Annotated in this window: 4 protein-coding genes; 3 read left to right on the plus strand and 1 reads right to left on the minus strand. The window is 37.1% G+C overall.

Annotation, left to right across the window (positions count from 1 at the left end; translation table 11 throughout):
- The 3 genes from ACKVOD_RS02435 to ACKVOD_RS02445 form a co-directional block, all read left to right on the plus strand.
- Positions 1-2,100: copper-transporting P-type ATPase (locus tag ACKVOD_RS02435; RefSeq protein ID WP_409207894.1), on the plus strand; the 2,100-nt coding region annotated here is incomplete at its 5' end.
- A gap of 77 nt (positions 2,101-2,177) precedes the next feature.
- The gene (locus ACKVOD_RS02440; RefSeq protein WP_409207895.1) at positions 2,178-2,597 is read left to right on the plus strand and encodes a DUF6799 domain-containing protein; all 420 of its coding nucleotides are present in this window, start codon (positions 2,178-2,180) and stop codon (positions 2,595-2,597) included.
- A 265-nt stretch (positions 2,598-2,862) separates the two neighbouring features.
- A complete protein-coding gene (locus ACKVOD_RS02445) occupies positions 2,863-5,148 on the plus strand; it encodes a multicopper oxidase domain-containing protein (protein WP_409207896.1) in 2,286 nt (761 codons plus the stop codon).
- A 24-nt stretch (positions 5,149-5,172) separates the two neighbouring features.
- Here ACKVOD_RS02445 and ACKVOD_RS02450 read toward each other — a convergent pair.
- The coding region (locus ACKVOD_RS02450; RefSeq protein ID WP_409207897.1) for an ABC transporter permease at positions 5,173-5,540 on the minus strand (368 nt) is incomplete at its 5' end.

The following is a 5,540-nucleotide window of genomic DNA, read 5'->3' on the forward strand; positions in this document are numbered from 1 at the left end:
ACTTGCCCGATGCATCCCGAAGTTATCAAAGATAGTCCGGGTTCGTGTCCTATTTGCGGAATGGATTTAGTGCCTATGAATCCGAGTGATACTGAAGACCAAAAGACCTATAAAGATTTAGTCAAGAAAATGAAAATTGCTGTAGTTTTTACAGTTCCCATTTTCGCTATTGCAATGATAGAAATGGTACATAACAATCCGTTACTGCAACTAATGGATGCCTCCAAATGGAATTGGGTGCAATTACTATTATCACTTCCAGTCGTTTTTTATGCTGGTTGGATATTCTTTGTACGTGCGTGGAAATCCATCATTACTTGGAATTTAAATATGTTTACCCTTATCGGAATTGGTACAGGAGTTGCATTTCTATTTAGTTTAGTCGGAATGTTTTTTACTGATATTTTCCCAAACGAATTCAAAACTGAAACTGGCACTGTTTTATTATATTTTGAAGCAACAACAGTTATTCTGACTTTAGTTTTATTGGGTCAACTATTAGAAGCCAAAGCGCACAGTCAAACTAGTGGAGCTATAAAAGAATTATTAAAATTAGCACCAACCGAAGCTACTTTGGTAGTTGACGGCGGCGATAAAGTAATTTCAATCCACGACATCAAAAAAGATGATTTATTGCGTGTAAAACCGGGTGATAAAATTCCTGTGGATGGAAAAATCACTGATGGTGAAAGTACCATTGATGAGTCAATGATTTCTGGAGAACCCATTCCTGTTGATAAAACGATTGGTGATAGCGTTATTGCAGGAACCATCAATGGCAACAAATCCTTTGTGATGATTGCCGAAAAAGTGGGTTCAGAAACCTTGCTTTCGCAGATTGTACAAATGGTTAATGATGCGTCTCGTTCCAGAGCACCCATTCAAAAACTAGCCGATAGCATTGCCAAATATTTTGTACCAACGGTTGTTCTAATTTCAGCACTTACTTTTTTTATATGGGCAAAATTTGGTCCCGATCCCGCATTGGTTTACGGATTCATCAACGCGATTGCGGTTTTAATCATTGCCTGTCCTTGCGCTTTGGGATTAGCAACACCGATGTCGGTTATGGTTGGCGTTGGCAAAGGTGCACAATTGGGAGTTTTGATAAAAAATGCTGAAGCATTGGAAAATATGAACAAAGTAAATGTCCTGATTACCGATAAAACGGGAACCATAACCGAAGGAAAACCCTCAGTTGATCAACTGTTTTCTTCCAATAATGAGGAAGCTATTTTATTGCAAAGCATTGCCTCGTTGAACCAATACAGCGAACACCCTTTGGCCCAAGCCGTAGTCAATTATGCCAAATCAAAAGAGGTTTCACTAATAGAAGTCAAAGATTTTGAAGCCGTTGCAGGAAAAGGAGTTATTGGAACAGTAGAAAAAAAGAAAGTGACTTTGGGAAATAAAAAACTGATGGAGCAAGTCAAAGCTACTGTTTCTGATGATTTAGAAACTAAAATTATAGCCGAACAGAAACTAGGAAAAACGGTTTCCTATATTTCCGTTGATGGCATTGCAGTCGGTTTTGTATCGATTTCTGATAAAATAAAACCAACAAGTGTTGCCACCATCAAGGAATTAATGGCGCAAGGAATTGAGGTAATTATGATTACAGGCGATAATGAAAATACCGCAAAAGCGGTCGCCAGCGAATTGCATTTAACCAGTTTTATTGCCAACAGTTTACCCGAAGACAAACTAAACGAAATAAAACGCCTACAAGCTCAAGGAAAAATTGTTGCAATGGCTGGCGACGGAATTAATGACGCTCCGGCATTGGCGCAAGCCGACATCGGAATTGCGATGGGAACAGGAACGGATGTGGCTATAGAAAGTGCCAAAATAACTTTGGTCAAAGGTGATTTGCAAGGTATTGTGAAAGCCAAGAATTTAAGCCACGCCGTGATGCGAAACATCAAACAAAACTTATTCTTTGCTTTCTTTTACAATGTGTTGGGAGTTCCCATAGCAGCTGGAGTTTTATATCCATTTTTTGGAATTTTATTATCACCAATGATTGCCGCTTTAGCTATGTCATTTAGTTCGGTCTCCGTAATTGTAAATGCATTGCGATTGCGAAATTTAAAACTTTGATAATTATAAATCGGGCAACAGCGAAACTGAAGACCGATCAACAGCGGAACTGACGATTAATTAAATACAAATTTATTATGAAAAATTTAAAATTAATTTCGACAAAAACAGTTGCATTTCTAACACTGTTTTTAATGGTAATTTCGTTAAGTGTTACTGCGCAAACAGCGAAAAAATATACAATGATGAAAGATTGTTGTATGATGAAAGACGGTAAAATGATGGTAATGAAAGACGGCAAAACTATGCCTATGGAAAAAAGTATGGTTATGAAAAATGGCACAACCTGTATGACTAATGGCGAATGTACTATGAAAGATGGTAAAAAAATGATGATGAAAAACGGAGATTGTATGGAGATGAGCGGAAAAATGTGTACTGACAAAATGAAAAAAATGGCAACAATGGATTACCACTGCCCAATGCACCACGAAGTTACCAGTAATAAACCAGGTAAATGCCCAAAATGCGGAATGGCTTTAGTTAAAAAAGCATAATTAAAATGTTTAAATAGTTGAATTATTCAGAGGTTTAATCAATCACTACTAGAAAAAATTATCATCAATTTATGTAAATAAATTTTAATGAATTGATGATTTTTTTTAATCTCTTTTAGGTTTAATTCCTCGAAGCTCTGCTTCGTTATTTTCGCCACAGATTCACAGATTAAAAAAGATTTTTGAAAATCTGTGAATCTGTGGCTGATATTTCGCTAATACCTCTGGGGCTATGCCCCGAGGTGGTTTATTAAAATAAAAATCCATGAGAACTACATTATTAATACTAGTACTATTTCTTGGCTTAACTGTATCCGCCCAAAAAATCGTTCGTTACGATTTATATGTGCGTGATACCATCGTAACTTTTGGCAACAAACCAAAACGCGCCATTGCGGTAAACGGACAAATACCTATGCCTACTTTAACTTTTACAGAAGGTGACATTGCCGAAATTTATGTTCATAACGAGTTAAAAGAAAGCACCTCATTGCATTGGCACGGATTGATGTTACCTAACAAAGAAGATGGCGTTCCTAATTTAACCCAAATGCCTATCGAACCCAACACTACACACAAATATACATTTCCAATTATTCAACACGGAACACATTGGTACCACAGCCATTCGGGGTTGCAAGAACAAATCGGAATGTACGGAAATTTTGTAATGCTCAAAAAAGGCGAAGGTTCTGCTCCCCTCTCCTTCGGAGAGGGGTCGGAGGTGAGGCAAGGAATTGACAATCTACCAACAATCCCAGTAATTCTAAGCGAATGGACGGACGTCAACCCTAATAATGTTCATCGAATGTTGCATAACGCAACCGATTGGTTCGCCATTCAAAAAGGCACGACCCAAAGTTATGCCGAAGCAATCCAACATGGACACTTTATAACCAAAGTAACTAACGAATGGAAACGAATGAACGCAATGGATGTAAGTGATGTATATTACAATAAATTTTTAATCAATGGTAAAAACGAAAGCCAACTTACTACCCTCTCCTTTGGAGAGGGGTTGGGGGTTAGAAAATTCAAATCTGGTGACAAAGTGCGTTTACGAATTTCAAATGCAGGAGCATCAACCTACTTTTGGCTAACCTATGCAGGCGGAAAAATTACTGTTGTTGCCAATGATGGAAACGATGTAGAACCTGTAGAAGTAGATAGATTAATTGTGGCTGTTTCCGAAACCTACGATATCATTGTAACCATTCCTGCCGATAAAACCGCTTACGAATTGTTGGTAACTTCCGAAGATAGAACAAAATCCGCTTCCTTTTATTTAGGGGATGGCATCAAACAACTGACTTCTACCCTGCCAAAATTAAAATATTTTGACGGTATGAAAATGATGAATGGTATGATGAAAATGAACGGAGATTTAGACGATATGGGAATGAGTATGTCCTACAATCAAATGGATATGAACGTAGTAATGTACCCAGAAATTACTGGCGAAGCCAAGAGCAAAAGCGAAAAAATGGGAGGTATGAAAATGGTCGAAGACGATTACAACAGTAATAAACTTTCGGATATTGTAACCCTAAATTACGCAATGTTAAAATCACCAACGAAAACAACACTTCCAAAAAACGCACCAATCAGGGAATTGAAATTTGAACTTACCGGAAATATGAACCGCTATGTTTGGAGTCTAGACAACAAAGTAGTTTCCGAAACTGACAAAATTCTAATCAAAAAAGGCGAAAATGTACGCATCACAATATACAACGGTTCAATGATGCGCCACCCTATGCATTTGCACGGACACGATTTTAGAATTATAAATGGGCAAGGCGACTACGCACCACTCAAAAATATCATTGACATTATGCCAATGGAGACTGATGTTTTAGAATTTAATGCTAATACTGAAGGCGATTGGTTTTTTCATTGTCATATTCTCTACCACATGATGGCAGGAATGGGCAGAGTTTTTACTTATGAAAATCAAGCACCAAATCCATTAATTCCAAACCCTAAATTAGCACAACGGAAATTATTTGCCGAAGATCGAAAATTTCATATTATGTTAGAAAACGATTTTGCAACTAACGGAAACGATGGAATGGTAATGCTTGGTAACACCCGTTGGAGCATTGGTACAGAATGGCGTTTGGGCTACAATGACCATCACGGTTATGAAACCGAAACTCATATTGGACGGTATATTGGTAAAATGCAATGGATTATGCCATTTGTAGGTTTCGATTGGCGGTACCGAAAAATGCAAGATGGCGAAAACGGAAAAAACCTTTTCGGACAAGGCAGCACCAAAGATGAACGTTCTGTTTTTAGTGTAGGTTTAGAATATACAATGCCAATGCTTATAAAAGCTCAAGCCGAAGTGTATACCGATGGCAATTTTAGATTGCAATTTGAACGAATGGACATTCCTGTTTCTAAAAGATTAAGAATGGATTTGATGTGGAATACCGATAAAGAATATATGGCAGGTTTACGCTATATTATCAAAAGAAATTTTGGAGTTACAACGCATTATGACAGCGATATGGGATTAGGTTTTGGAGTGAATTTGAATTATTAAAACCGAAAATATATTTATAAAAATCTACATACCTGTTCTAATTGCCTCAACAGGATCTAATTTTGAGGCTGTGATAGCAGGAAAAATTCCTGAAATCAAACCAATAAATGCAGATAAGCTAGTTCCTATAATGATATTATTCATGCCTAGAACAAACTCAAAATCTAAAGTATTGGTCAAAACAAGGGCAATAATCCAGACCAAAAACAATCCGATTAATCCTCCAAACAAAGAAAGCAGTATCGCTTCAAATAAAAACTGAAAAAGTATAAATGAATTTTTAGCTCCCAATGATTTTTGAATCCCAATAAGATTAGTCCGTTCTTTGACCGAAACGAACATGATATTGGCAATTCCAAAACCACCTACAAGAAGCGAAAATCCGCTAATGA

It is taken from the genome of Flavobacterium sp., from assembly GCF_046155325.1.
In the GTDB taxonomy this organism is placed as follows: domain Bacteria; phylum Bacteroidota; class Bacteroidia; order Flavobacteriales; family Flavobacteriaceae; genus Flavobacterium.